This window comes from Domibacillus sp. DTU_2020_1001157_1_SI_ALB_TIR_016 (assembly GCF_032341995.1).
In the GTDB taxonomy this organism is placed as follows: domain Bacteria; phylum Bacillota; class Bacilli; order Bacillales; family Domibacillaceae; genus Domibacillus; species Domibacillus indicus_A.
In genome coordinates, this window is the sequence record NZ_CP135438.1 from 1,274,905 (window position 1) to 1,300,514 (window position 25,610).

At 40.9% G+C, this 25,610-nt stretch carries 27 protein-coding genes; 20 read left to right on the forward strand and 7 right to left on the reverse strand.

Annotated features, from left to right (window positions below):
* The first annotated feature begins 153 nt into the window (after positions 1-153).
* The 4 genes from RRU94_RS05975 (at position 154) to ssuE (ending at position 3,844) form a co-directional block, all read left to right on the forward strand.
* On the forward strand, positions 154-1,410 hold the full coding sequence (locus tag RRU94_RS05975) for an ammonium transporter (RefSeq protein ID WP_410492973.1): 1,257 nt from the start codon (positions 154-156) through the stop codon (positions 1,408-1,410).
* 98 nt (positions 1,411-1,508) lie between these two features.
* Positions 1,509-2,390 carry an FAD synthetase family protein gene (locus RRU94_RS05980; RefSeq protein ID WP_315690882.1) on the forward strand — a complete coding sequence of 294 codons (882 nt, stop codon included), beginning with the start codon at positions 1,509-1,511 and terminating at the stop codon, positions 2,388-2,390.
* Between the two features lie 20 nt (positions 2,391-2,410).
* Positions 2,411-3,199 (forward strand): hypothetical protein, encoded by a 789-nt coding sequence (locus RRU94_RS05985; RefSeq protein ID WP_315690883.1) that lies wholly within the window; start codon positions 2,411-2,413, stop codon positions 3,197-3,199.
* Between the two features lie 84 nt (positions 3,200-3,283).
* Positions 3,284-3,844: an NADPH-dependent FMN reductase gene (gene ssuE, locus RRU94_RS05990; protein ID WP_315690884.1), complete on the forward strand. Its 561-nt coding sequence runs from the start codon at positions 3,284-3,286 to the stop codon at positions 3,842-3,844.
* Between the two features lie 539 nt (positions 3,845-4,383).
* Here the strand turns inward: ssuE and RRU94_RS05995 are convergent.
* Positions 4,384-4,815, reverse strand: a complete 432-nt coding sequence (locus RRU94_RS05995; protein ID WP_315691954.1) for a cupin domain-containing protein — start codon at positions 4,813-4,815, stop codon at positions 4,384-4,386.
* A gap of 333 nt (positions 4,816-5,148) precedes the next feature.
* On the opposite strand from RRU94_RS05995, the gene RRU94_RS06000 reads away from it, so the two are divergent.
* The gene (locus RRU94_RS06000) at positions 5,149-5,910 is read left to right on the forward strand and encodes an IclR family transcriptional regulator (protein WP_315690885.1); all 762 of its coding nucleotides are present in this window, start codon (positions 5,149-5,151) and stop codon (positions 5,908-5,910) included.
* A gap of 149 nt (positions 5,911-6,059) precedes the next feature.
* On the opposite strand, the gene RRU94_RS06005 is transcribed toward RRU94_RS06000, so the two are convergent.
* Entirely contained in the window at positions 6,060-6,878 is an 819-nt protein-coding gene (locus tag RRU94_RS06005; protein ID WP_315690886.1) for a helix-turn-helix domain-containing protein, read from the reverse strand.
* A 1,325-nt stretch (positions 6,879-8,203) separates the two neighbouring features.
* Between RRU94_RS06005 and RRU94_RS06010 the strand changes: the two genes are divergently transcribed.
* The 15 genes from RRU94_RS06010 to RRU94_RS06080 all read left to right on the forward strand — a co-directional run bounded on the left by RRU94_RS06010 (position 8,204) and on the right by RRU94_RS06080 (position 21,754).
* Complete coding sequence (locus RRU94_RS06010; RefSeq protein ID WP_315690887.1) at positions 8,204-9,613, forward strand: purine-cytosine permease family protein; 1,410 nt, start codon at positions 8,204-8,206, stop codon at positions 9,611-9,613.
* A 107-nt stretch (positions 9,614-9,720) separates the two neighbouring features.
* Positions 9,721-10,107, forward strand: coding sequence for a carboxymuconolactone decarboxylase family protein (locus RRU94_RS06015; RefSeq protein WP_315690888.1), 387 nt, complete (start codon positions 9,721-9,723; stop codon positions 10,105-10,107).
* Positions 10,108-10,382: 275 nt separating this feature from the next.
* The gene (locus RRU94_RS06020; RefSeq protein ID WP_315690889.1) at positions 10,383-11,069 is read left to right on the forward strand and encodes a GntR family transcriptional regulator; all 687 of its coding nucleotides are present in this window, start codon (positions 10,383-10,385) and stop codon (positions 11,067-11,069) included.
* Complete coding sequence (locus RRU94_RS06025; RefSeq protein WP_251273822.1) at positions 11,066-12,217, forward strand: LLM class flavin-dependent oxidoreductase; 1,152 nt, start codon at positions 11,066-11,068, stop codon at positions 12,215-12,217. Before RRU94_RS06020 ends, RRU94_RS06025 begins: the two co-directional genes overlap by 4 nt.
* The gene (locus RRU94_RS06030; RefSeq protein WP_410492974.1) at positions 12,214-12,795 is read left to right on the forward strand and encodes an amino acid synthesis family protein; all 582 of its coding nucleotides are present in this window, start codon (positions 12,214-12,216) and stop codon (positions 12,793-12,795) included. The genes RRU94_RS06025 and RRU94_RS06030 overlap by 4 nt, the downstream gene beginning before the upstream one ends.
* A complete protein-coding gene (locus tag RRU94_RS06035; protein ID WP_315690891.1) occupies positions 12,795-13,586 on the forward strand; it encodes an alpha/beta fold hydrolase in 792 nt (263 codons plus the stop codon). The genes RRU94_RS06030 and RRU94_RS06035 overlap by 1 nt, the downstream gene beginning before the upstream one ends.
* Positions 13,587-13,598: 12 nt before the next feature.
* Positions 13,599-15,119, forward strand: a complete 1,521-nt coding sequence (locus RRU94_RS06040; RefSeq protein WP_315690892.1) for an aldehyde dehydrogenase — start codon at positions 13,599-13,601, stop codon at positions 15,117-15,119.
* A gap of 43 nt (positions 15,120-15,162) precedes the next feature.
* On the forward strand, positions 15,163-15,711 hold the full coding sequence (locus tag RRU94_RS06045) for an NADPH-dependent FMN reductase (RefSeq protein WP_315690893.1): 549 nt from the start codon (positions 15,163-15,165) through the stop codon (positions 15,709-15,711).
* A 12-nt stretch (positions 15,712-15,723) separates the two neighbouring features.
* Positions 15,724-16,149 carry a riboflavin kinase gene (locus tag RRU94_RS06050; RefSeq protein WP_315690894.1) on the forward strand — a complete coding sequence of 142 codons (426 nt, stop codon included), beginning with the start codon at positions 15,724-15,726 and terminating at the stop codon, positions 16,147-16,149.
* A gap of 10 nt (positions 16,150-16,159) precedes the next feature.
* The gene (locus tag RRU94_RS06055; protein ID WP_315690895.1) at positions 16,160-16,459 is read left to right on the forward strand and encodes a hypothetical protein; all 300 of its coding nucleotides are present in this window, start codon (positions 16,160-16,162) and stop codon (positions 16,457-16,459) included.
* A gap of 30 nt (positions 16,460-16,489) precedes the next feature.
* Positions 16,490-17,932, forward strand: a complete 1,443-nt coding sequence (locus RRU94_RS06060; RefSeq protein ID WP_315690896.1) for an aldehyde dehydrogenase family protein — start codon at positions 16,490-16,492, stop codon at positions 17,930-17,932.
* Between the two features lie 11 nt (positions 17,933-17,943).
* Positions 17,944-18,219, forward strand: a complete 276-nt coding sequence (locus tag RRU94_RS06065) for a YciI family protein (protein WP_315690897.1) — start codon at positions 17,944-17,946, stop codon at positions 18,217-18,219.
* Positions 18,220-18,640: 421 nt separating this feature from the next.
* Positions 18,641-20,611 carry a primary-amine oxidase gene (locus RRU94_RS06070; RefSeq protein WP_315690898.1) on the forward strand — a complete coding sequence of 657 codons (1,971 nt, stop codon included), beginning with the start codon at positions 18,641-18,643 and terminating at the stop codon, positions 20,609-20,611.
* 63 nt (positions 20,612-20,674) lie between these two features.
* Positions 20,675-21,253, forward strand: coding sequence for a hypothetical protein (locus RRU94_RS06075; protein ID WP_315690899.1), 579 nt, complete (start codon positions 20,675-20,677; stop codon positions 21,251-21,253).
* Positions 21,254-21,385: 132 nt separating this feature from the next.
* Positions 21,386-21,754, forward strand: coding sequence for a winged helix-turn-helix transcriptional regulator (locus RRU94_RS06080; protein ID WP_315690900.1), 369 nt, complete (start codon positions 21,386-21,388; stop codon positions 21,752-21,754).
* Between the two features lie 305 nt (positions 21,755-22,059).
* Here RRU94_RS06080 and RRU94_RS06085 read toward each other — a convergent pair whose 3' ends face one another.
* The 5 genes from RRU94_RS06085 to RRU94_RS06105 all read right to left on the reverse strand — a co-directional run bounded on the left by RRU94_RS06085 (position 22,060) and on the right by RRU94_RS06105 (position 25,370).
* Positions 22,060-22,422, reverse strand: a complete 363-nt coding sequence (locus RRU94_RS06085) for a DMT family transporter (protein WP_315690901.1) — start codon at positions 22,420-22,422, stop codon at positions 22,060-22,062.
* A gap of 13 nt (positions 22,423-22,435) precedes the next feature.
* Positions 22,436-22,753, reverse strand: a complete 318-nt coding sequence (locus tag RRU94_RS06090) for a DMT family transporter (protein ID WP_315690902.1) — start codon at positions 22,751-22,753, stop codon at positions 22,436-22,438.
* 106 nt (positions 22,754-22,859) lie between these two features.
* On the reverse strand, positions 22,860-23,816 hold the full coding sequence (locus RRU94_RS06095; RefSeq protein ID WP_315690903.1) for a PDR/VanB family oxidoreductase: 957 nt from the start codon (positions 23,814-23,816) through the stop codon (positions 22,860-22,862).
* Positions 23,817-23,838: 22 nt separating this feature from the next.
* Positions 23,839-24,390, reverse strand: a complete 552-nt coding sequence (locus RRU94_RS06100) for a dimethylamine monooxygenase subunit DmmA family protein (RefSeq protein WP_315690904.1) — start codon at positions 24,388-24,390, stop codon at positions 23,839-23,841.
* A complete protein-coding gene (locus tag RRU94_RS06105) occupies positions 24,387-25,370 on the reverse strand; it encodes a heme-dependent oxidative N-demethylase family protein (protein ID WP_315690905.1) in 984 nt (327 codons plus the stop codon). Before RRU94_RS06105 ends, RRU94_RS06100 begins: the two co-directional genes overlap by 4 nt.
* Positions 25,371-25,610: the final 240 nt, after the last annotated feature.

Sequence of the window (25,610 nt, forward strand, 5' to 3'; positions counted from 1 at the left end):
ATTGGTCAATCCAAAATAATCTTTATCCTTTTCTCATCATACCGGAGGAGGATTTCAATGAACAGAACAATGAATAGTATCGCTTTGTTTTTAGCAGTAGTTGGATGTTTGATAGGTTTTCCCTTGAATTCATTTGCCGCGGAAACTTCTGTAATCGATACAGGAGATACTGCTTGGATTTTATCTGCGAATGCTATCGTTGTCTTTATGCTTATTCCCGGGCTGGCCCTTTTTTATGGCGGGCTGATGAGTAATAGAAACGTTCTTTCTACGATGATGTACAGCTTTTCCAGTCTTCTTGTTGTAAGTATCGTTTGGGTATTATGGGGATACAGTCTTACTTTTGGTACTGATATTGGAGGACTTATTGGAGGCATGGATTATCTAGGGTTTAAAAATGTAGGGGAAGAAGCTGCATTTGGTACCTTAACCATTCCGCATTATCTTTATGCTGTTTTCCAAACTTGCTTTGCAGCCATTACTGTAGCCATTGTTTCCGGGGGAATAGCAGGCCGCATCTCTTTTCCTGCTTGGATTCTTTTTTGTATTCTATGGCCTACTGCAGTCTATGCTCCAATAGCGCACTGGGCATGGGGAGGGGGCTGGCTTTCAAAAATAGGGGAGCTTGATTTTGCTGGGGGAACAGTTGTTCACATCCTGGCAGGTGTGAGTGCCCTAGTGGCTGCTCTCATGATTGGACCGAGACGTTTAAAAAATGAAGAATCACCGCACAACATTGTGTATTTTTTAATTGGGGCAGCTACTCTTTGGTTTGGCTGGCTGGCTTTTAATGGCGGCAGTGCCCTGGCAGCTGGCGGATTAGCTTCTCTCGCTTTTATGAATACACACATTGCGGCATGCGCAGGAGGGATCGGCTGGCTTGTAATTGAATGGGCAATTAGAAAACGTCCGACACTAGTAGGAACGATGACTGGAGCGATTGCAGGACTAGTGGCTATAACTCCAGCTGCGGGTTATGTGACGGTTTTGTCCGCTGCTCTTATTGGCCTGCTGTCAGGTCCAATTGGATATTACGCTATTCACTTTATCAAAACACGGTTTAAATATGACGATACGTTAGATGCTTTTGGAATCCATGGAATTTGCGGGATTTGGGGCGCTATGGCTACCGGAATTTTTGCTACAAAAGAAGTAAATGAAGCCGGAAACAATGGCTTGTTGTACGGCAACCCTGAACAGTTGGTGAGCCAGGCTATTGGAGTAGGGGTTACAGTTCTGCTTGCTGTTATTGGAACGTATGTAGTGTTACAGGTGATACGTTTGTTTGTTCCGTTGCGTGTAAGTGAAGAAGATGAAATTCTTGGACTTGATTTAAGTATTCATGACGAGTCAGCGTATCTGAAAGAAGAAGAGGTTCCGCCTGGGCGAATTCAAATGGAAAACTCTTAAGCTTTGGCTTCCGTGACCAATGGATACAATAGACGCCTTCATTCCAAATAAACGAATGGAGGCGTAACTAAAAAATACCAGGAAAGGGGCGGCCAAAGGTGGAAACGATCTATCTTTGTCACACAGATGCTCCACAGTATATTTCAGACGAGCCTGTTGTTATGGCGTTAGGTTTCTTTGATGGAGTGCATGCCGGCCATCAGCGTTTAACTCAAACTGCAAGAAAAATAGCAAAAGAAAAAAGAATGAAATTGGCTGTTATGACTTTCTATCCTCATCCTAGTGAAGTGATCCAGGGTTTAGAACCTATTAAATACTTATCACCCCTTTCAGTAAAACAGAAGAAATTTGAAAAACTGGGTGTAGAAAAATTATTTGTGGTGAAGTTTGATCGGATTTTTTCTAGGCTTTCCCCTGAAGAATTTATTAAACAATATATTGTAGGAATAAAATGTAAGCATGTAGTAGCAGGATTTGACTTTACCTATGGCTACAAAGGAACTGGAAATGCGATAAAGATGAAGGAAGAAGCATCAGGTGGAAAATTTGATGTATCCATTGTACCGAAAGAAGAACGGAACGGGTTAAAAGTCAGTTCTACCCTCATTCGTCGTTTTATTTCAACGGGCAGTGTTCATGTAATTCCGAACTACCTTGGTGATTATTATGAAGTCATGGGTAAGGTCGAACAAGAAATGATTGAGAGAGAAGAAAGCCTTCTCTATAAAATTTCCACAAATAAAAAATACATCCTTCCAGAAACCGGTGTATATCAAATTGAGGTTGAAAGTGACAACAAACGATTACAAGGCATTTGCCTAAAAATTGACCAATGTGATGAAAAAAATATATTAACCGTTAAGCTGCTTCATTATCTTGAAAATAAAAAAGAAGAACATATTCAAATTAGATGGTTGAAAAAAATAGCTGCTGATCAGTCCATTTCAAATCATGTGCAAGAGCAAACAATATTCATTTAAACCTTGAAAGGAGTGTCCTGATGCATTCAATGACGATGTTATCCTGCTCTGATTTTTCAATAGAAATTCAAAATCAGCGAGCTTCAATAGATGACTTATTCCCTGGATTGAATGAAAAAGACCGGATTGGATTTATTGTTCATCAAGCTGGCGGGAGTGTAGGTGCAAGTGCTCTTCTGTTAGCTTCAGTCACAAGATTCTATGAATTTTACCGTGAGAAGCTGGGGGATGGACCAGGACAGCTGAGAATTTACCCCGAAATATTTATGTTCCATATAGGAACGCAGCACTTAAACCATTACTGGCTGGATGTATGGCCACCTCATAAAGAAGTGGTTGTAGAAGACGACCCAGAACAAATCTTGGAAGCAGTAAATGACCGGGGTATTACTCGTTTAATCGTTGAAGACCTTCCTGCTGTGTCCAAGATCGAACTAAATAAACCGATGTCCTTTCATAATATCCCTTCGTCAACGGCCATTTTTTTGCGAGAGACGTTGGCCAGTGCTGAGCAGCGGATCATCACGGCCTTGGCGTATTCTCATACGGGAAGAGTGGACCAGCCAGACGTTTCTTTTTTTAGTTGTCACAATGCAGAAAAATTGTTATCGGCCTCTTTGGAAAGTTCAAACATGCTGACGGAAGAAATAAAGGAGAAGCTATGGCTTAACCGGCAGGCCCTTCAAAAGGATGGACGCATCAAAGAAACGTTTAGGCGCATCAAGGTAGCCGATGCTCTCTGTATGTTAACTCAGACTACTCGAGTAAGTGAAGCTACAAGACAATATATTTCCATGCTGGAAAGCTAAAATTGTTCACAGCCCTTTCGCATGCAACACACTTAACCGTGTTATTTTTTTAAAACTATTAAATGTCAGGGGAGTTAATACGGAATGAAAAAAGTGACAATTTTATCGGGTAGTCCATCTACGATCTCCAAACTAAATGAGGTTTTGAAATACATGGTAATCCAGTTAGAACAAAGGGAAGTCCAGGTGGAATTTGTTTCAGTTTGTGATTTGCCAGCAGAAGATCTACTACACGCACGGTATGAAAGCGATAGTATTCAAACAGTGAATGCTCTGCTGGCAGAATCTGATGCGGTCATTGTTGGAACTCCTGTTTATAAAGGTTCATACAGCGGGATCTTAAAGACGTATTTGGATTTGCTGCCGCAAAAAGGTCTGGAAAACAAACTTCTTTTACCAGTAGCTGTCGGAGGGACCATGGCTCATCTTTTAATGCTGGAATACAACCTTAAACCCTTGTTGTCGGTGCTTGGTGCAACTCGGATAGAAAAAGGCCTTTTCATTCAGGACACACAGATTATTTGGAATGAGCAAAAGCAAGGAGTAATTTCGGAAGAGATTATAGCTCGATTAACTGCGTGTATTAATCAATTTTCAAACAAATTAATGAAAGACGAAGCAGTTTGCTCCATTGAGGTGAGCTAGTCGCAGCATATTGGCAGATGACTAATTTGAACGTAGGCACGGCAGCAGTAATACAGAATGGGAAGGCAGGCAGGAATCAATACTGTAGATTGAAAAACATCGCCGTATTATTGGATGAAACAATCCATGAAATTCGGCGTTTTTTGTGCTGTTCCATTCTGTAATACAAAGAAATAAATATGAACAGCCTGATCCGCTGTCAATTATTTTTAGTTAAATTCTTTTCATTAGAGAAAGAAAGGCAGAATTTAGTCGGACAAACAGAGGGAAAAGGTACATAAATTCTTGGAATAAACCAACTTCATGCAATTTAAAGGCGGATCTTTTTAGAAGTTTAGAATAGTGTTCACCTATCCGATGGGGAGCATAATTCCTTAAATTTTCTGTTCTCATTGGAGAATACGAAGGGAAGAGGTTTGATAAACTTATTATCCTTTTTCAAATGATATCAAGCATTCTGGGGAGATTAAATTTCTCTTCCAAAATGCTTGATAAGTCATTATAAAATCTTAATTGAAATTCCTTTCATCGGTTACCTCCTACATAAACATGGGTTCTGGAAGACGGTGCCCTGTGTAAATAGCCTCTCCATCACTTTCTTTATCAAACACAACGGTTGTGTCAGGAGTAAATACTAATACATCACCAGCTTCGGCTATGTATTTGGTGCCCTGATCATCCCGCACAATAATTTTTCCATTAATAACGACTTTGATTTCCAGGTACGTATAAGTAAATTCAAATTCTTCGGATGGCTGCATAGAGAAATAGCCCAATTGCACGGCATTTTCCTTGTCTGTAATAGGGACGTCAATAATTTGACTTTTTAATGCAGGTATATTTAGTGCGTCATTCAATTCTTTCTTTTTATACGTTCCGGCTTTAATTAACTGAACACCTGGTTTTTGACTTAAAAAAGTGTACGCTGTTTGGATCATTGTGTTTTCGCTCATTTTCTTCACCTCATAAATTATTTTTTATAAAATCAATTGACGTCACTTTTGATGTAACTCAATCAACTTTATATGTATTTCGATTTCTATCATCACATAAATACAAAATGAAACCCAGATTGATATCCTGAATAGTGGGAAAAATCAGAAAATTTTGTTATATAATCTTACGGGTTATTTTATGTATGAAATTATGTTTAAAGAAAGGTTCGTTTCTTACAATAAAAGTTTAATAAGCAGGCATTATGATGATAAAAATTGTATGTTCCTTTATTTAAAAGAAACCCATTTATAAAAAGTCAGCTTGCTGCCAAGCCGGTTTAATACAGGCATTGGAAAGGGGAGAACAAAGTGTCTGAAGTGATAAGAAAGTCTGTTTTATTGCTGCACGCCATGAAGCCAACGGAAGAAAGAGAAGAATGGAGTGCCACAGAATTAAGCAGGGATTTAGGCATTCCCGTCCAAACTGTGCATCGGCTTCTTTCCTCTTTAGAAGAACAGGGTTTAGTATATAGAAGCGCTGAAACAAAAAAATTTCGGCTGGGGCTGTTGATTTTACAATTAGGCCTGGCTGGAAAAAACAATTTGTCTGTTCGAAAGCAATCTGTTGATATAGTGCAGGAGTTAGTGAGAAAAACAAAAAATCCAGTTTTTATTACAGTCCCAGAGGGAGAAGAAGGGGTGCTCATTGAGTATATAAGTCCAGGCACGCCCAAATCGAAAGAACTGACAGGAACTCGATTTTTTCTGTTTGAAGGTGCTTTTAACAAGGTGATGTTAGCTTTTATGAAAAAGCAGAGGCAGCTGAAGATGTTTGAAATGCTCTCTGGAACGCAAGAAAGTAACAAATTAAAAGAACTGGAAGATGAATTAACGATCATTCAAAAAAAGGGCTGGGCTGTGTCATTTAATGAAATTCAGCCAGGAGCGGTTTGTATATCAGCTCCTATTTTTAATTGGGAAAATGAGGTTGTAGCTTCTGTAAGTATGATGGTTTGGGAAGAAGCTTTTGCAGAAGATACAAAAGGAACGAATATAAAGAGTATAAAAAAAGCAGCAAAAGAAATTTCATCAGAATTAGGATGGCTCCAAAACATCCGGCAAGTTTTTTAAGCTCATCAGCACAAACTGTTTCATCATTTCGAAAATGAAAAGAGAGCCCCTCATTTATTTTTTGTACAGATGAGAGGCTGTTTTTATTTAGCTGTATCGTGAAACTGAAAAGGATCTTATCCATTAAAAAATGATAATTGTGCCTTCTGTTAAGCAAGGTTAGAGTACATGGCGAGTGTTTCTTTATACTGCTTTGGGGTAACGTTCATTAGTTTTTTAAAATCTTTTATGAAATGCGGCTGGTCATAGTAGCCATTTTCATGTATAACATCATGCACATCTACATGATCCATTTTTAAAATGCAGCTCAAAGAATTTTGAAACTGGACGACTTTACAAAACTGTTTTGGTGAAAAACCGATATACTCTTCGAATTTCCGGCGGATATACTGCTCCGAATATCCGATTTCCGCAGATAATTGCTTGATATTCAGCATTCCTCCGGACAAATAAATTTTTTTAATTGAATAATCGATGAGATCAAGCCCATTGCCCGACATCTCTGCACTTTTATGTATAAATTGTTTAAACAGCGTGATTCGTTCGCCAAATGAGGCTGCTAAGCTGATTTGTTCAATAAGAGATGGATCAAAGAGTAAAACATCCGCTAGCGGAATAAGCTGATTTAAAAGCTCTTTCATCGGGTAGCGAAGCTTCAGCAGACTTTGTTCTGGAAAAAAACGAACCCCAAAATAATCACAGCCATCTACAAATTCCGGTTGTTTCAGCCTGGAGACCGGGCTGGTCCAAAGAAAAGCCGAAGGAGTATTGGCATCACAGCAAAAAATGATATCAAAGCATCCATCCGGGATGAGTGAAAGAGACGTTTTTTGTCCTTTTTTCGTTTCAAATTGATAAAAAAGTGCAATGTTTTTACTTTTAGAGTAATTAGCTGGCATCAATTCTCGATAGCCGGTTGTGGTCATTGGAATTTCAGGCTGAAAAGGAAAGTAGATGGTTTCTTTCATAATGCTTACCCCTTTACTCTTAATTTGTCAGGAATAGTAACATTATGAGGAGTATTTCAAGTTAAAAACAATTTATTTGTAAGATAATGTAACAAGTTTTCTGAAAATTTAAACTTTGTTTCGTTTTTTACAATAAAAATATTGAAAATCTGACTACTCTATGGATAGTCAAAGCAAAAAGAAACAGATTTGATGCTTTAAAGATCATTTCTTTAGCGATACAAAAGAAGGGAGGATTATAAAATAAGCATATCTTTAGAATAAAATCCTGATTAGTTGACGTTTAGTTTCCAGGGTGAATCGCTTTATGTATTGAGAATAATACATAAAAGTTTTGATGATTAAAATCAATAAAAGGAAATAATTTCATTAATTTTCAGTTGACTTACATGGTACATGGTAAAAACAGGGGCGAGAAGCATGTATAAATGAATTTTACAATGAAAAAGCTGCTGAGTCTTAAAACTTACTGCTAGAAATTAAAAACTTTATAATTTTCTTTTTAAGAAATTATTGACACATGTATGCGCTTACAGATAAAATTGCATTAAATCTTGCATGGTACATAGTACATGCAACAGATGAGATGTGAGGTGATTATTGAAATAGGTTCTTTTAATAACACAGAGTGCTTATACACGGAACACTAATGTGAGGGAAGCGAATTTTAAACGAGAGATTAATGAAAAGATTAAAACAGGAAGTTTAACGATGATCAGCTTGTCTGAAAACGGTGTTTCCATTTCTATTTCACTAAATGAAATAAAAAGGACATTGAGGAAAATGATCAAAGAGAGACTTGGAGGGGAGGTATGGTTGAATATGTTATTCACATAAAACATGTGCATTAACAAGTATGAAAAGCCGTCATACACCTCAAGGGATTTAAATTTTAAACTGAGACAAGGATAATATGATTCATTCCGTAAGTGTTAAAACTCATCTTTCACTGGAATATGTCTAATCCAGCACAGTGTTGTAGTAGTTGTTTCATTAAGGTGCAGGTTATTATGCTGAAAAGGCAGGTAGCTAAACAGGAACAGCATCCCTTTTAAGATACGGCAGTGTTCCTCTTGCATTAAGTAAGTCTTACAATGTAACAATTACGGATCAAAGAAAAGATAAATATGTTAATAGTTTTCTGATATTTCGTAATATTTTGTTTGCATTTACTGTCAAACTGCGGATTAATAGGGAGCGTTTAGTTTGGAATAATTGGTGAGTAAGAAAAGTTTATGAAAACCTAGCAAACTATTTCATATAGCCTTATACACCTGTCCACCGAAATACTTCTAATTACAAATTCACTTAAAGGGGGAAATTCAGTGAAAGTTGAAACACGTACTATTGAGTATATCCCAGCAGAAGAAAGGCATGGAAAAGCTAAAGATTTATTCCCAATTTGGTTTGGAGCAAACATGCATATCACAACCCTTGTAACAGGGGCATTGCCAATCAGTTTAGGGCTTAACTTGTTTTGGAGCTTTGTAGCCATCATTATTGGTACCTTATTAGGCGCCATTTTTATGGCTTCCCATTCTGCTCAAGGACCTAAGCTAGGAATCCCGCAAATGATTCAGAGCAGAGCGCAGTTTGGAGTTATTGGCGCTATTTTCCCGTTATTTCTTGTTATGTTTGTTTATTTAGGTTTTTTTGCCAGCAGCGGCTTGCTTGCGGCTCAAACTTTAAGCAGTTTAGTATCTATTGATCAAACATGGAGCATTTTAATTTTAAATATTCTTTGTTTTGTAGTAACTATTTTTGGACATGACTTAATTCACAAAATGCAAAAAATACTTTCTTGGTCATCACTTATCATTTATCTTGTGGCGACGGTTATTATTTTCCAGCTGCCGCTTCCATCGGGTATTTGGTCAGCTGGCAGCGTCGATTGGCCTGTATTTTTATTAGCGGTTAGTATTGTGGCTACGTGGCAATTAGCCTATGCCCCATATGTTGCGGATTATTCCCGCTATCTTCCGGTTACAACCTCGACGGCTCAAACATTTTGGTACAGTTATGCGGGTACAGTAGTTGGAACTATTTGGATGATGGTGTTAGGTTCAACGCTAACTGTTGCGATTCCAAACTTTCTTGATCATTCAGGAAGCAATTTGGGACAGCTGTTTGGAAGTTTTGCCATAGTGATGTATCTCATCATCATCTTTGGACAGCTTTCCATTAATGTGTTTAATTTGTATGGTGCATTTATGTCAACAATTACAACGATAGAACCTTTCGTTAAATTGAAGGTTACACCAAAGGTGCGCGTGGGAATGATTTTTGGTGTGACCGTAATGGGCACTATACTATGCTTGTTAGGACAAAGTAATTTTCTTGCGTTTTTCTTAAATTTTATCTTTTTTATTAGTTATTTCTTAATTCCATGGACTTCCATTAATCTTGTTGATTATTATCTGCTGCGCCATGGTCAATACAATGTAAAAGATATTTTTGACATAAATGGCCAATATGGAAAAATCAATTGGATCACAACCATCGCATTTCTTGTATCAGTCATTGCAGAAATTCCTTTTATAAACACCTCTTTCTACGTAGGACCTATAGCTACGGCTTTAGAAGGTGCGGATATTGCTTGGTTAATTGGATTGGTTGTCCCTGCTGCTTTGTATTATTTCCCAATGAAACGGAAGTTAAATAACTCTATGTATACGATTGAAAACCAAGAAACAGCTGTTGTAGAAAACTTGGATAATTTGAATAGCAAATCCTAGTTAACTTCAGTTCATGTGAGTTGCTGCTAAAAATAAACATGTCTCAGTACAAAAAATATTTATATTGCATTGAAACCATACAAAATATAGTATAAGGAGCTTTAAGAATGCACTCAAAAAAATTTGATGAGGGACTCGAGGTTCGCAGAGCAGTTCTAGGCGCTGACTATGTTGACAATTCTATTAATAATGCTACAGACTTTAACCGGCCTTTACAGGAATTAGTAACTGAGTATTGTTGGGGTGAGATCTGGACAAGACCGGGGCTGTCAAGGAAGAGCCGCAGCATGATCAACCTTGCAATGATAACAGCATTGAATCGTCCGCATGAACTTAAACTGCATATACGTGGAGCAATTACGAATGGTTTAACTATTGAAGAAATCCATGAGATCTTTTTGCAATGTGCCATTTATTGTGGTGTACCAGCGGCCATTGACAGCTTCAGAACCGCACAGGAAGTATTAAAGGAAATGGAGCAAAGTGAAGTTTAATATGCTGTAGAGGGGTACTTTGATTTCTTGATTGTATGGAGATAAAAATGAGTGTTATCTAAAAGGAAGTTTTTATTTTTTGAAAAAACATAAAATATTTTCTAAATTTTCTGTAACTTTCATTGACAAAGATTACTAATATAAGTAGAATTAAGCCAACAAATAACTTGCATGGTACATGGCACAGAAGGAAGAACAAATATAAAAATTCTTAAAATTTTTATATTTGTTCGCCATTGCACCATGCCCCATATAGGGAGGCGGAAACAACTACCATGATTTTAACAACAAGTATAACCACACAAGTAACAAATGCGATCCGTGAAGCAATTGTGACCGGAGAATTTGAGCCAGGCAGAAAATTATCAGAATTTGAACTATCAGAACACTATAAAGTAAGCCGGACTCCTGTTAGAGAAGCATTTAAGCAATTGGAAAGAGAAGGTCTTGTAGAAATTATTCCACGGGTTGGCACCTGTGTGACAAAACCTACAGAGAAAGAGATTGCAGAGCTATTTACAGTAAAAGAAGTGCTTGAAGGACTCGCAGCCGGCCTTTTGGCCGAAAACAGACATGTGAAGGAAATTGATGATCTTCAAAAAGCGGTTCAATCAATGGAAAAAGCAGTTCAGTCCTCTGATCATAAGCAATTTGTTGAAGCAAACAATGCTTTTCACGAAGCAGTGATTAACGGAGCTAACAATTCAAAATTAAGCTTTATGCTCAATATGTTGATCAATCAAATTCCATATAACCGCTATGTTTACTTGAGTATTGAGGTGCCGAATCGCTTAGAAAAGTCACTTAAGGAGCATCAATTTATCCTTGAAACCATTCTAAGCGGAAACCGGGAAGCTGCAGAAAAAGCTATGCGAGAGCATGTAAGAGCAAGCGCGATGCAGCTTCAAAAAGGAATCAGTCAAAAATTACGAGAGATCAATCTAAAGGAGGAAAATATATGAAATTTGGAATTTTTGCTAACCTGGCAGGACCTGGTCGTATTGAAGACTATGCAACAGTGCTGGATGAAGCTCGCGAGCAAGCAGTATACTGTGATGAAAACGGTTACGACTCTATCTGGTACACTGAACATCATTTTGGACATGAGGGAAATGAACTAATTACCAACCCTATTTTAATGGGGGCAGATATTGCAGCCCGGACAAAGAATATTCGAATTGGACAAGCTGCAAATGTCGCAACATTTTGGCATCCGCTTCGTTTAGCAGAAGACATTGCCATGCTTGACCAGTTAAGCAAAGGGCGTGTAGAAGTTGGGCTGGCGCGTGGATTATATGGAAGGGAAGCGGCTAATTTAAACACACTTTCTGACCCAACCAATCAAGCGCAAAATCGGGCTTTGTTTGAAGAAACAGTTGAAATTATGAAAAAAGCCTGGTCTAATCGATTCTTCTCACACGAAGGAGATATTTATCAATTCCCGCCAAAAGGATTAAAGTGGAATCATCCGATGAGCCCTCCTTCTGAAGAATACATGGATATGGAAAAAGGCGAAATCAGCAAAATTTCTTTAGTGCCTCAGCCGTATCAAAAACCATTTCCACAACTTTGGCAAACCATTGATTCACCGCGGTCGATTGAGCTGGCAGCTGAAAACAACATTAAGGGAATTTTCTGGATGCCTACCGTGAAAGAATTAAAAGGCCGTTTTGAATTGTACCGGGAAAAAGCATCTGCAGCACGTGGATACGATGTACCGCTTGGAGAGGGTATTGCACTTGTGCGGGATGTATATGTGGCGGAAACGATGGAGCAGGCAAGAGAAGATGCGGCAGAAGCTGTACTCAATACGTATCGTTGGATTTGCCATTGGCGTGGACTGGGCAACTTAATGGATCCAGGTGAAGCTGTGAAAGAAGGCCAGGAATTAAACTATGATTTTCTTCATCCGCGTAACTTATTATTTGGAACACCAGAGTATGTAACAGAGAAAATCAAAGAGCTGCAGGAAGAATTAAACTTGCAAAATCTTTTGTTATGGGTGAACCACAGTCACCTGCCTCATGAAAAAGTAATGAAAAGCTTGAAATTATTTACAGAGCAAGTAATGCCGAACTTTACAAATACAAATCAGGAGGTATACCTATAATGCTAGAAGTGAGAAAAGTGTACACAGCGGTTGAAGAAACTCGGATCGATGGCGGAAAAAAACTTGATACTCCAATTAAAATGATTACTACAATGCTGGTGATGAAAAATCCTTGGGCAGGCAGAGGGTACGTGGAAGATTTGATGCCGGAAATTAATGCCTACGCTCCTGAAATCGGTGAAATTTTAGTGTCGGAACTATTCAAGCATATTGATTCGGCAGCGGATGTAGAGGCATTTGGAAAAGCGGCTGTCGTAGGTGCGGATGGAGAAATGGAGCATGCCTCGGCTTTTATCCATACATTGAAATTTGGAAATAAATTCAGAGATGCTGTGCAAGGAACAAGTATTTTAACTTTCACCAATAAACGCGGCGGACCGGGAACAGCTGTAACGATTCCAATGGTGCATAAAACTGATGAATCAGAACGGTCTCACTTTATTACATTTGAGGCAGCGATTCCTGATGCGCCACGAGCTGATGAAATTGTAGTAGCTATCGGTGCTTCCACAGGCGGGCGTCCTCATCCGAGAACAGGAAACCGTCACCTGGATATGATTGAGATGGGGCTTGTCTGATGCCTATAGCAGGGACTACTTATTATAAAGAAATAGGGCAGGGTGAGCCGCTTATTCTTATTCATGGAGTAGGTCTAGACCATTCTATGTGGGAAAAGCAGGTTGAAGCTTTATCCAGCCAGTTTCGTGTCATTGTGTACGATATGGTTGGGCATGGAGGATCAGAGCATCCTCCAGCCCCTTATTCTATTTCCCAGTTTGCGAAACAGCTGTCTGATTTAATGGAGCATTTAAACATTAAGAAAAGCCACATTGTTGGGTTTTCAATGGGCGGCATGACGGCTCAAGCCTTTGCCTTAGCGTATCCTGAAAAAGTCAAAACATTAACGATTATGAGTGCAGTGGCAAACCGAACGAACGTGCAGCGGGCGGCAATATTAAGTAGAGTTCAAGAACTAAAAGCCAAAGGACCTTCAGCTACGATTGAACCAGCTATCCAGCGCTGGTTCAGCAAAGCGTTTCAAGAGCAAAACCAACGCATAGTTCAACAAATAAGACAGAGGCTTCAGCATAATAACCCCGAGTCATACTTGGCAGCATATACGCTTTTCGCAACCGCTGACGAGGAATTATGGACAAATTTTCATGAAATAAATGTCCCCGTTTTCATCATAACGGGAGAAGAAGATGTGGGTTCAAACCCACAGATGTCAGAGCAAATGCATGAAAAATTATCACAATCCAAGCTTACCATTGTACCGGGCATGAAGCATATGCTGCCCGTAGAAGGCGCAGCTCTTGTGAATGAAGCGCTTTCTTCATTTATTCATTCGCAAGCAGCAGTAAAATAAAGGAGGAGTCTCATGGAACAGACAGTAAAGGGAATGAGCCTCGATCGTTCTACTGACTTGAAAAAATACAATTTATATATAAACGGAGAATGGGTGGAGCCAGCGAGTCATGAATATTTTCCAAGCTATAACCCTGCAACGGGTGAAGCATGGTGTGAAGTCGCAAAAGGAACAGCTGAAGACGTTGACAAAGCTGTACAGGCAGCTCACCATGCTTTTTTGCATTCAGACTGGGCAAGCATGACGTTCACTGAAAGAGGACGCCTTGTTTACAGGCTGGGGGAGCTAATTGCCGAAAATATCGAAGAATTGGCACGCTATGAATCTATTGATAACGGTAAATTAATCAGGGAAATGCGCGGACAGCTCCGTTATTTACCAGAGTTTTTCTACTATTACGCCGGACTTGCTGATAAGATTCATGGCCATACACTGCCGATTGATAAACAAGATATGTTTACCTTCACATCAAGAGAGCCGCTTGGAGTCGTTGCGGCCATCACACCATGGAACTCGCCTCTATATTTAACAACCTTAAAGCTGGCTCCTGCACTTACTGCGGGAAATACGATTGTTATTAAACCTTCTGAAATGACATCTGCTTCATTACTAGAACTTGTTAAGCTTGTTGAAAAAGCAGGTTTCCCGCCTGGAGTCGTAAACGTTGTGACTGGGTTTGGGATGCCTGTAGGAAATACGTTAACTGCTCATCCGCTTGTTCGAAAAGTAGCGTTTACCGGAGGTGCTGAATCGGCCCGCCATGTGGTACGGAATACAGCGGAAAATTTTGCGCAGCTTTCCTTGGAGCTTGGCGGTAAGTCACCCAATATTGTTTTTAAGGATGCCGATTTAGACAATGCGGTCATGGGCATCATTGCAGGCATTTTTGGCGCTTCTGGACAAAGCTGTGTAGCGGGATCAAGAGCACTTTTACACGTAGACATTTATGATCAAGTAATAGAAAAGTTGATTGACCGGATTTCCCGCATTAGAATTGGTGACCCGCTTCATGATGACAGCGAAATGGGCCCTCTTGCCACTCCAGCTCAGCTAAAGCGTGTAGAAGAATTTGTTGCGCTTGGTTTGGCAGAAGGCGGAAAAATACTGTATGGCGGCAAAAGACCAGAGCATTTACAGAATGGCTGGTATTTTGAACCCACTATTTTTGAATATGCGGACCAAACTTCCCGCCTGACACAAGAAGAAATATTTGGACCTGTTCTCAGTGTCATTCCTTTCAGGGATGAAGCAGAAGCCATTGCCCTTGCAAACGGTACAGAATACGCGCTTGCAGCCGGCATTTGGACAAGCGACTTAGCAAAAGCACATCGTGTAGCAAAAGCAGTGCAAGCTGGCATCGTCTGGGTGAATACATACCGCAGCATTTCACCAATGGCGCCAATAGGCGGATCAGGTCTAAGCGGGTACGGACGGGAAGGCGGCTATGAAGCGATTTATGAATATACGCAAAGCAAGACGGTTTGGATAAATTTATCTCAAGAGTCAATGCCTGATCCTTTCATTATGCGGTAATGTGACGAGAAAGCGCGATCATTTACTAAAGGAGGAAGAATTCATGAAATTGCTAGGTATCTCAGGAACGATTACGGGCTCAAAAACACGGGTTGTCATCCAAAAAATGCTGGAAGACATTAAGCACAGCCATCCGGAGGTTGATATTGAACTGCTGGATTTAAAAGAATATAATCTTCAGTTTTGTGATGGGCGCAATCCGGCAGATTACACGGGCGATACTAGAAAAGTCATTGATATGGTTTCCTCAGCTGATTTTTATCTGATCGGTACGCCAATTTTTCAAGGATCTATCACAGGGGCATTAAAAAATTTATTTGATTTAATCCCGCCTCAACATTTTCGCAATAAAGTCATGGGTTTCGCAGCAACAGGGGGCACGTACCAGCATTACCTTGTTATCGAAAATCAGTTAAAGCCGATCGCCAGCTATTTCCGTGCTTTTGTGGCACCTGGCTCTGTCTACGCCCATAATGACCATTTTAATGCTCAAAATGAAATTGTTGACCCAGAAGTGTTGAAACGAATGGCCAGCCTTAGTGAAGAATTGGTTTTCATGCAAAAAATGCTGAAAGAACCTCAATACAGCTAAAGGTGGCTCACTATGAAAAAACAAAGCAGCATGTCCAAAACGTTTTGCGGCAAAGTGGTTTCTGGAAATCAAATCGGGCGAACGATCGGGTTTCCAACGGCTAACCTTTCCATTGATTCGAGCACACCGTTCTTGGAAAAAGGTGTATACGGTGTCAAAGTAAAGTATCGGGATCAGGATTATTACGGAATTATGAACGCTGGAAATCGTCCGACGATTAATAAAGAAAATCTTCAGCTTCATTATGAAGTGCACATATTTGACTTTTGTGAAGAAATATATGATCAGGAATTAACGGTGGAAACATGCTTTTTTATAAGAAAAGAAATGTCTTTTCAGTCTCTTGAAAAGCTTGTCCGGCAAATTAACCGAGATGTTCAATATGCCAAATGGAAATTTAGTATAAAGCATGATATAGAAAATATTTTTTGGGGCTAGGAGAGATAAAATGAAGCGGCATGTCGAAGAAATTATTCATTTGCCTGATCTGGCATTTATTCATTTTTGCTGCGAGCATTATGGTATTAATAGAGGCGTTTATAATACTATTGATTCCTGGTTCTACGAGCAGGGGGTTGAACATGTCATTGAGCGCCGCAGACAAATCCTTTTATGTCTTAGATTTATCAAAGAAAAACAGGAAGATAAAAACGGTCGGTGTAAGTTTGGGAATGGAGGCTTGAAGATAAAGCTGCAGGAATACATCGCAAGCGAAAAAGAAGTCTCGAAGAAAGCAGTAACCGTTTAATCTTTGCTGAGAAAGGAGTGTCTATCTACGATGCCAAATATTAAAAGTTTAATAAAAAAAGATTTAATCATTAATGGAGAACAAATTGAAACAGAGAAGTATACAACGCTTTACGCTCCTTATTCAGGAGAAGCTATTGCAGAAATTGCATCTGCCACGGGAATCGAAACAGAGCAAGCCATAACAGCAGCTTATAAGGCGCGTGAAACGATGGCATCTATGCCAGCCTGGAAGCGTGCAGAAATTTTAGAAACGGCAGCACAGCTTTTAAAGGATCGGACAGAAGAAGCTTCCAGCATCATTGCTTTAGAAGCAGCCAAGCCTTTAAATACAGCTCGGCAGGAAGTGGCACGGACTGTAGAAACATATAAATTTGCGGCAGAAGAAGCAAAACGAATTCATGGAGAAACGATACCGCTCGATGCAGCGCGCAGTGGAGAAAACAAGCTTGCTTATACAGTTCGTGAACCAATTGGGGTAGTAGGTGCGATTACACCGTTTAATTTTCCAATGAATCTAGTTGCTCATAAAGTAGGTCCGGCTATCGCAAGTGGAAATACGATCGTTTTAAAGCCCGCTTCGCAAACACCACTCTCTTCTTTTTTTATCGCAGAGCTTTTTGAAGAAGCAGGGCTTCCGGCAGGCGTGTTAAACGTGATAACGGGAAGCGGCCGTATCGTTGGGGATCAGCTTGTAACAGACGAGAGAGTCAGCATGATCACTTTTACGGGCAGTCCGGCTGTTGGTATTGGCATCCGCAATAAAGCAGGATTGAAGAAAGTCACATTGGAGCTTGGATCTAACGCTGCTGTTATAATTGATCAGCATACAGCACTTGATCAAATTGCTTCCCGCTGTGTTACCGGTGCATTTTCCAATCAGGGCCAAGTATGCATATCACTTCAGCGCATTTATGTACATGAAAAAGTTTATGAAGAATTTGTTGAAAAATTGATCATTGAAACAAAAAAGCTGGTTCTCGGTGACCCCCTTTGCTCAGAAACCAATATTTCTGCGCTCATTTCGCCGGAAGAGACGAAACGTGCGCTCAGCTGGATTAAAGAAGCCGTAAAAAGTGGTGCAAAACTAGTAACGGGAGGAGAGGTTGAAGGAACAGTGCTTCAGCCAACGATCCTGTTAGAAGCAGGCCAGTCCATGAAAGTTTCCTGCCAGGAAGTTTTTGCGCCAATCGTGATCGTCAACAAAGTAACAACAATAGAGGAAGCGATTGAAAAAGTAAATGATTCCCGATATGGCCTCCAAGCAGGCATTTACACAAATGATGTGCAAACCGCTTTGACTGCAGCAGATCAATTACACGTTGGCGGTGTAATGATCAATGATATTCCCACATTCCGGGTAGACCATATGCCGTATGGAGGAGTAAAAGAAAGCGGAACCGGGCGGGAAGGATTAAAATACGCGATTGAAGAAATGACGGAAATGAAACTGGTTGTCTGGAGCCGGCAGTAAGGAGGAGTGTTATGGCTTATTATGCGGCCTTGCTTCATATGATGGACCCAGAAAAAAACCAAGAAGTACTCCCGCGTCATATTGAATATTTAAACCATCTTGATAAAGAAGGAAAAATCCTAGCGAGGGGCCCTTTTGGAGACGGCTCTGGCGGACTTGTGATCTATCAGGCAGACTCTTTTGAAGAAGCAGCAGTGCTTGCGGAAAAAGATCCGCATGTGCTTGAAAAAGTGCGCCGCCTTGAACTAAAAGAATGGAAAGTCTGGACGCCCCCTGATAGGGCTTAAACAAAGGGATGTGGAAGGTTTCTTAAGCAGCCGGCTGCTCGCCGCCAATGGGCAGCTGGCTGTTTCGTGTGGGTTTAAAGACAGGTCTTCACAGCGGGCCAGCTTAAAACGACCAAATAAAGACATGAACCTGGGTATCTCCAGGTTCATGTCTTTATTTTTTGGGGGCTTGATCAACGCCAGCCCAGCAAAACTTCCAGGATGAAGTCTCAGTCGGGAAAAAGGGTTTTTATCTATTACTTGAAAGTCTATTTTCTCTGTCAGAAAAGTTAACAATCTCCCTTAAATTAGTCAATTTGTTTCGTTTTTTACAATCAACGAGTCCGAAAACGGCGTATTCTATGGATAAGCAAAGTGACAAGCGAACGATTAGTCATTTTGAAAGAAAAATATTCGGAACGAATTAAAGGAGGATTTATTTATGCAAACACCTGAATTGAAAACTCAAACAATCTTACATCCACTTGAGCCCCTAACAGCTGAAGAAATAAGAGAAGCGGTGGCGCTGATTAGACAAGATAAAAGTTTGACAGAAACGTATAAATTTGTTCAGGTGGTGTTGTATGAACCATTGAAAGAAGAAGTAGCCAGCTTTAAAGAAGGCGACCCGATCGACCGTAAGGCATTTATCATTCTGCTTGACAGCGCTGAAAACAAAACATATGAAGCGATTGTATCGATCACAAACGAGCAGGTGCTCTCTTATGTACATATTCCAGATGTACAGCCAAACTTCTTGCTGGATGATTTTGAAATTGAAGAGCTGATTAAAAATGATCCTGAATATCAAAAAGCCCTTTTAAAAAGAGGCGTTACCGATCCAAGCCTAGTCATGATCGACCCCTGGTCAGCCGGCCATTTCAATGATCTGGATAATCCAGACACACGTGTAACACGGGCGCTTGCCTGGGTTCGCAAATCGGAAAAAGACAATGGCTATGCATATCCATTAACGGGTCTTTACGCAATCGTCGATTTAAATAAAAAAGAAATTGTCCGTATTGAAGATTACGGCGTAAAACCGCTGCCGCCAACAGCTGGCAATTACGTGCCGGAATTAAATGAAAACATTCAGGTGCGTACAGACGTAAAGCCGCTGGATATCATTCAGCCGGAAGGCCCGAGCTTTGAAATCAACGGCCATCATATCAAGTGGCAGAAATGGGATTTCCGCATCAGCTTTACGCCGCGAGAAGGGCTTGTTATTCACTCTGTCGGATTCGAAGATAAAGGAAAAAGAAGACCGATTTTATACAGAGCTTCCTTGTCTGAAATGGTTGTTCCATATGCAGATACATCGGAAATGCACGGCCGTCAAAATGCGTTTGATGCCGGAGAGTACGGAATGGGCCAGCTGGCGAATTCATTAGAATTAGGCTGCGACTGCGTTGGGCATATTCATTATTTTGATGCGGTCATGGCGGATCATAAAGGAGACGTCCGCACGATTCCAAATGCGATCTGCCTGCACGAAGAAGATTACGGCATTGCCTGGAAACATACGGACTGGAGAACAAATGAAGTGGAAGTGCGCCGCTCACGCCGTTTGGTCGTTTCCTTCTTCTCGACTGTAGCCAACTATGATTACGGCTTCTTCTGGTCCTTCTACCAAGACGGCACAATTGAACAGGAAGTGAAGCTGACAGGAATGCTGAATACCGGCGCGCTGGATGAAGGCGAAGTTCCGAAATACGGAAATTTAGTAGCGCCGCAGTTAAATGCAACGTTCCACCAGCACTTCTTTAACTTCCGTCTCGATATGGAGCTTGATGGAGCGAAAAACTCTGTTGTAGAAACGGAAACTGTGGCGGAAGAAAGAGGGGAACACAATCCGTTCAATAATGGATGGTACCCTGTGTCCAAAACGTTTAAAACGGAAAAAGAATCGGTCCGTAAAATGAATTTGGAAACCGTACGCACATGGAAAATTATTAACCCAGAATCAAAGAATTTTGTCGGACAGCCGGTGGGCTACAAAATTGTAACGGGCGAAAACTGCCTTCCGTTTGCGAATGACGATTCCAGCTTGATCAAACGGGCCGGCTTCTTGAAAAACCACCTTCATGTCACGAAGTTTGACCGTAACGAGCAATTTGCATCTGGCGCTTATCCCAATCAGCATCGTGGTGGAGACGGCTTGACGAAATACCTTGAAGCGGACCGCAATATTGAAAATGAAGATATTGTCGTCTGGTACACAATGGGTCACCATCACATCACTCGTCCGGAAGACTGGCCGGTTATGCCGACTGCGTATACAAACTTCCAGCTGAAGCCGGTTGGATTCTTTGATCACAATCCAGCGCTTGACCTGCCGCGTCCAGAATCAAAAACCAAGTGTCAATCAAACACAAGTGCTTCTTCCTCTTGCGGGCATTCAACAGAGATTTAAATCGTTTTTGGAGGCGGGCTCTTGAGCCTGCTTCTTTTTTATAAAAAATGGAGGTGCAGCAAAATGATCCTGATCAGCAGCTTTATTGTCCTTATGTATACCGTCTTTTTTGCTCTCAGCCTTTACCCGGTCAAGCAGCAGGTAAGCGCGGTGTCCGGAAAATGTATTGTTATGGCTTTCAGCATGGTGACTGCTACCCTTATCGGGCTGCTGCTTGCTTTTTCCATGCAGGGCCAGCTGGCGGTTTCCACCATTTTGTCCATTGTAATCAGCAGTATTTTCGCTTATGTAATTGGGCGCCCGTTCGGATTAATGGGGATTGTAGAAGCGCTGATGTCGGGTTTTATGGGCGGCATGATGGGAGCCATGCTTGGTGAAATGATTCCTGTAAACCAAATGACGATTATGATGGCTGCCATGGACCTTTTTTATTTTTTTACAGCAGCCGTGATTATTACGATGATCCGCCGGGAAGTTTCCGCACAAAAAAAGGGGTTGTTCAGTACGCGCCGGCTTCCTTTTGCTTTGCTGACCACTTTATCAATCTGCATTATAGGCGGTGCCGCTTTATTTGACAGTGTGAAAGCAGCTGGCAGTGAAGCGGAAGAAAACGTACAGACCCATGATCACCATAACCATTGAATGGATTAATAGGACGAGTGAGACAGCTTCCAAAAAAGGAAAGCATGACGGGTGATTCCTCACCCCTTTTTTATTGCACGGTATATAAAGAAAGAAGCTCGAAAACTGATGAATAAGAAAGGCGGAAGAAACATGACCCGACATTATGAAAAAGAAGTAAATTGCGACAAAGAATTAACCTTATCCCTAATCAGTGGAAAGTGGAAAATGTTTATCATTTGGACACTGAATGAGAAAGGAACGGTTCGCTTTAATGAAATGAGAAGGCTGATTCCAGCCATTACGCAGCGTATGCTCGTGAATCAGCTGCGGGAACTCGAGGCAGATGGAGTGATTCAGCGGAAAGTATATCCTGTTGTGCCTCCGAAAGTTGAATACTCGTTAACGGAAATCGGCCACAGCTTAATGCCTATCTTGAAGTTAATGTACGACTGGGGGAAAAATTATCGGGCAACAATGGATCAGCACAGCCCGACTTCATTAACCTCCATCTCACAATAATGGACTCAAAAAAGCATCCTCCTCTCAGGGTGCTTTTTTGTTTAAAGAGAAAGGGAAATTTTTATCTTTTCTGTTGAGAACTTCTGTGCTTTTTTAAAGAGAGAAAAAGAAGGCTGCCCAGCCAGACTACAGTAATGCTTGCAGTGCTAATTAAAAGGAAGTACCAGCCATCTCAACGGTTAATGGCAGAGAAGAGAAAATATGTAAGGCAAGGTGAGGCATGATACATTGATAAACAAGGAGAGCTGAGGCTCTTAACAGCCGGCAGTTTGGGTCCTCTAAAAACCAGCTGCCATGTTACATAGTCAGCTGGTTTTCTTAATGAAGACCTGTTTTTTTCCTTGTTGCTTGCTTTGAGAACTATTTAATATCACAATACCGGCAATCGTAAAAAGCAAGCCCGCCGCTTTTAAGCTATCAATGCTTTCGTGAAACAATAAGCTTCCTACAACAGCTGTACAGACTGTACCAGTGCCTGCCCAGGTTGCATAAGCGATGGACAAGGGGATTGTCTTAAGGGCAAAACTTAAACAAGTAAATGTAGCAAGAAAGCCGATTGCAGCCCCGACAGACGGCCATACAATCGTAAAGCCGTTCGACAACTTCAGCATAGTAGAACCAAACACTTCAAACAAAATAGCGGCTCCTAAAAACACCATTCCTTTCAAGGCACTTCCTCCTTTATTCAGTGATATTCAGCAACACAAGCCCCATAAGTAACAGGCCAATGCCTGCAGCGCCTTGCTGGCTGATTTTTTCCCGAAACAGTAAAATGCCAGCTAAAGCGGTTAACATGATGCCAAGTCCGCTCCAGGTAGCGTAAACGATACTGAGAGGAATTGATTTCATCGTAATCGATAAACAGTAAAACGTAATGGTATAGCCGGCAATAGTTCCTGCAGCCGGCAGCCATTTGGTAAATCCATTTGAATATTTCAGCATCGCAGCAGCAAATACTTCAAAAATGACGGCTGTTACTAAGAATAAATAAGGCAGCATACGCAATGTCCTTTCTGTTTGAAAAATAAGGAAGGAAATAAAAGAAAACAAGAAAACAGCCCGGCTTCTCACATGAAAGGTAAAATGCCGGGCTGGCCTTATCTCGTTATAAGTCCAAAACAAGACAGTCTGTCTTAGCACGGGATACACAAGTGAGCATCACATTTTCTTCAGCTTTTTCTAAGTCGGTTAAAAAGAAATCACGGTGGTCTACTTCCCCGCCGCTCACGGGAACAAGGCAGCTTCCACATCCTCCGACTTTACATGAATAGGGAGCCTTCACTCCATGAGCAAGCAGTGCATCGAGTACAGTTTCGTTTTCAGAAACAGGGATTGTTTCCCCGCTTTGCTTCAGCTTGACCTGAAGAGGATGAGACGGACCAAAATCAGGAGGAGAAAAACGTTCAAAATGAATGCTTTTGTCCAGGTAGCCGTATTTTTTGGCTGCTTCCGCAAATTCGTTCATCATGGCTTCTGAACCGCAAAAATAAACGTGCGTGCCGATCGGCTGCTGTTTCAATAAGCTGGTATGCATTCTTTGCTGTCGGTCCGAAAAGTAAAAATGGGTTTGCTCCGGATAAGCCTGTTTTAAAAAAGAATAAAATGCGCACTGTTCGTTTGAAGGCGCAGCATAGTGCAATTCAAACGATTTTTCTTTTCGTTTTAAATCTGCTGTCATCGCTAAAAACGGTGTAATGCCGATGCCGGCTGCAAAAAAGACATGATGTTTTGCCTGAAAACTGAGCGGAAAATGATTTTTGGGATAGCTGATCTGCAGCCGTGCTCCTTTTTGAACCTTGCTATGCCAGTAAACAGAGCCTTCTTTTGAAACGGCCTGACGCCGAATCGCAATTTGGTAAGCTGACGTATCAGCTGGATGGCTTGTTAAAGAATAGTGCCGCTCCAGCACTCCATCTTCTTTGGGGAGAAACGTTGTAATATGCGAACCCGCACTAAATCTTGGCAGGGGAACGTTTTCTGCTGGTACAAGTGTAAAACTTTTAACAGAAGGCGACTCTTCTTTTATATCAGCCACAAAAACATCGATTACAGCATTCGTCATCCTCATCATCCTTTCAAAAAAATCAAACACGGATATATCCTAAATAAGCATCATGCCGTTTGGAGTAGTGGGAAGAAACATCCAATTCAGTACGGCAGCTTGGACAAACAAAAAATTCTTTTTCATTTCGGTCATGGCGTGAATAGCATTTTACACAGAAGACAGTATCTTTTTGAGAACCGATGACTTTTAGCTGCATTTCTTCATCTGAAAATCCGGCTGTTTCTGCTTCACTTCGAACTGTTTTAACAAAAGACGAACTTCCGGATACCACCAAGCGGGTGCCGATAAATTGAATGCGTAATATGGATAAAAGTCTTTCCGAAGAAACGGTTACCAGGCAGTCGAGCGGGTGAGAAGAAAGCTCCGGGTAAGAGGAAAGGATTTGTTTCTTTTTTTGTTTTGTTTGAACAATAAAATGCACTCGGATATCAGTTGAAAAAAAAGGCTGTAAAGATGAAAAGCCCTCTGACAGGGCCGCTTCATCTAACACGATAAGCAGTTTGGCTGTATGGGACGGGATGGAAAAATAATTGATTTCTTCTGCTTCTATTATTTCGAATAAAGGGGTCATTTTATTGCCTCCTCCTGTATGGATAGATGTTTCTCCAAAAAAGCTAGCAAACTTCCTTTATAGGAAATAAAGCCTTTGTACTCAGCAATGTAGTCCGGCAGGTCACTTAATACCCGGTAAAAGCGCTCGGTCCATTCGGGCTTTTCGAGAAGAGCATTTAAAGATATCAAGTGGCTGTGAATACTAAACAAAAGTCCATTGCTTTCAGGTAGGCGAAATAAACGCTGGTCTTCTGTACGCAGATAAACGAGCTCTCCGGCTGTTTCGGCTGTCACTGCTTCTTTTTTGCTGCCCCAGTCACTGAATGTTTCTGGAAATGTATCAAGGATAGGTTCAACTGTTAACGTCCAATTCAGCCGTGTCCAGGGTTTGCCGGCTTCCATGCGCATTAGGAACGACCGTACTTTTTCCGCTAACCCGCTGTCAGAAAAAACAGGGACAGGGGAATGGAATTCCAGGTAAGACATCCCCAGGTTAAAGTGGATAGACCAGTTGGCAGGAAAGCAAAGCTGGCCGGCATCCATAAAAAGATCACTGTCTTTTTGTGAGATGTAAATTAAGTCTTCCTGTACATGGCGGCCGATAAAGTCTAATGGTTCATAAGGGAGGGTGGAAGCATCTCCAAAACGAAACACTTCTTTTTCTTGAAGCAAATAGTTGTGAAACGTCCAGGTATCTTCTTTTTTGGCTACGTGAAAGTAATCGGGATAATGGGCGGTAAGCTGGTTGACGACAAGCTCTAATATTTCCCACTGAGCATTGATAGAATGGGAGAAAGATTGAAAAGCCCGTTCAGGCGTTTGAGATAAAATGCGCCGTTTTAATTGGATTTCCTCATAATATTCTGGCGTAATCGTAATGGCGGGTGAGGAAGCTAGCGTTTCGGAATTATTAGAATAGCGGTATGAATCTTCTTTGAACGGAAACGGAAAACGATTGACTAAAGGGCTGTTTGGAATATCGACCATATGGTTTGACATGATTTTATCCCTCCAATGAAATAAGATAGCGGTATTTAATCGATTTACCTGTACGCCGATCATGTCATAAAACGCAAAAACCAAGCCAGACCCTTTTCTTGACTATCGGGAAAAATGATACTTTTATGTAAGAAAATATATCATTAAAAAGAAAACAACAAAAAATCTTGTCAGATAATTTTCCAATTTGCTTTGAAAGAAGAATTTAGTTTCGTTTTATACAATTGATAAAAGAAAAAA

What these genes read in the sequence shown, in the direction of transcription:
- RRU94_RS06105 (WP_315690905.1), bottom strand. Translation starts at nt 25,370, where the DNA reads ATGTCAAACCATATGGTCGATATTCCAAACAGCCCTTTAGTCAATCGT.
- RRU94_RS06100 (WP_315690904.1), bottom strand. Translation starts at nt 24,390, where the DNA reads ATGACCCCTTTATTCGAAATAATAGAAGCAGAAGAAATCAATTATTTT.
- RRU94_RS06015 (WP_315690888.1), top strand. Translation starts at nt 9,721, where the DNA reads ATGCACTCAAAAAAATTTGATGAGGGACTCGAGGTTCGCAGAGCAGTT.
- RRU94_RS06080 (WP_315690900.1), top strand. Translation starts at nt 21,386, where the DNA reads ATGACCCGACATTATGAAAAAGAAGTAAATTGCGACAAAGAATTAACC.
- RRU94_RS05985 (WP_315690883.1), top strand. Translation starts at nt 2,411, where the DNA reads ATGCATTCAATGACGATGTTATCCTGCTCTGATTTTTCAATAGAAATT.
- RRU94_RS06070 (WP_315690898.1), top strand. Translation starts at nt 18,641, where the DNA reads ATGCAAACACCTGAATTGAAAACTCAAACAATCTTACATCCACTTGAG.
- RRU94_RS06075 (WP_315690899.1), top strand. Translation starts at nt 20,675, where the DNA reads ATGATCCTGATCAGCAGCTTTATTGTCCTTATGTATACCGTCTTTTTT.
- RRU94_RS06050 (WP_315690894.1), top strand. Translation starts at nt 15,724, where the DNA reads ATGAAAAAACAAAGCAGCATGTCCAAAACGTTTTGCGGCAAAGTGGTT.
- RRU94_RS06035 (WP_315690891.1), top strand. Translation starts at nt 12,795, where the DNA reads ATGCCTATAGCAGGGACTACTTATTATAAAGAAATAGGGCAGGGTGAG.
- RRU94_RS06065 (WP_315690897.1), top strand. Translation starts at nt 17,944, where the DNA reads ATGGCTTATTATGCGGCCTTGCTTCATATGATGGACCCAGAAAAAAAC.
- RRU94_RS06055 (WP_315690895.1), top strand. Translation starts at nt 16,160, where the DNA reads ATGAAGCGGCATGTCGAAGAAATTATTCATTTGCCTGATCTGGCATTT.
- RRU94_RS06020 (WP_315690889.1), top strand. Translation starts at nt 10,383, where the DNA reads ATGATTTTAACAACAAGTATAACCACACAAGTAACAAATGCGATCCGT.
- RRU94_RS06045 (WP_315690893.1), top strand. Translation starts at nt 15,163, where the DNA reads ATGAAATTGCTAGGTATCTCAGGAACGATTACGGGCTCAAAAACACGG.
- RRU94_RS06040 (WP_315690892.1), top strand. Translation starts at nt 13,599, where the DNA reads ATGGAACAGACAGTAAAGGGAATGAGCCTCGATCGTTCTACTGACTTG.
- RRU94_RS06005 (WP_315690886.1), bottom strand. Translation starts at nt 6,878, where the DNA reads ATGAAAGAAACCATCTACTTTCCTTTTCAGCCTGAAATTCCAATGACC.
- RRU94_RS06090 (WP_315690902.1), bottom strand. Translation starts at nt 22,753, where the DNA reads ATGCTGCCTTATTTATTCTTAGTAACAGCCGTCATTTTTGAAGTATTT.
- RRU94_RS06060 (WP_315690896.1), top strand. Translation starts at nt 16,490, where the DNA reads ATGCCAAATATTAAAAGTTTAATAAAAAAAGATTTAATCATTAATGGA.
- ssuE (WP_315690884.1), top strand. Translation starts at nt 3,284, where the DNA reads ATGAAAAAAGTGACAATTTTATCGGGTAGTCCATCTACGATCTCCAAA.
- RRU94_RS06095 (WP_315690903.1), bottom strand. Translation starts at nt 23,816, where the DNA reads ATGACGAATGCTGTAATCGATGTTTTTGTGGCTGATATAAAAGAAGAG.
- RRU94_RS06025 (WP_251273822.1), top strand. Translation starts at nt 11,066, where the DNA reads ATGAAATTTGGAATTTTTGCTAACCTGGCAGGACCTGGTCGTATTGAA.